1 protein-coding gene is annotated in these 380 nt (G+C 59.8%); it reads right to left on the bottom strand.

The window, feature by feature from the left end; all coding sequences use genetic code 11:
• Nucleotides 1–335, bottom strand: a 335-nt coding sequence (locus tag AC1DD5_RS25810) for an LLM class flavin-dependent oxidoreductase (protein ID WP_477523144.1), incomplete at its 3' end; no start/stop codon positions are given.
• Between the last annotated feature and the right edge of the window lie 45 nt (nt 336–380).

Raw genomic sequence — 380 nt, 5'->3', positions numbered from 1 at the left:
ATCCCGAACCGGCCCCCCGACACATGATCCGCCGTCACGGCCATCTTCGCCGCCATCACCGGATGGATAATCGGAACCTGCACMGTGGCAAACGCCTGGATCCGCTGAGTCCGCGCCAACAACGCCGTCGCCCACGTGAACGGCTCAAAAGAGCGATCCGACAAATTGAACTGCCCACCAAACCCACGCCACCGCTGCACCGGGATCACCGCRTCAAACCCGATCCGATCAGCATGCTGCGCCAACCGAAGGCTCTCCTCCCAACTGCCCAGGACCTTGCCCTCCACATTGGCAAGCGTCACACTCCCACGCATATTGGTAGCGAACGTCGCCAACTTCAACCGATTCTCATCATTCAAAACCGGTGTTGACCACTTGTC

Source organism: Paenarthrobacter sp. 10L420, assembly GCF_056395385.1.
This window is presented reverse-complemented; position numbering and strand designations above follow the sequence as displayed.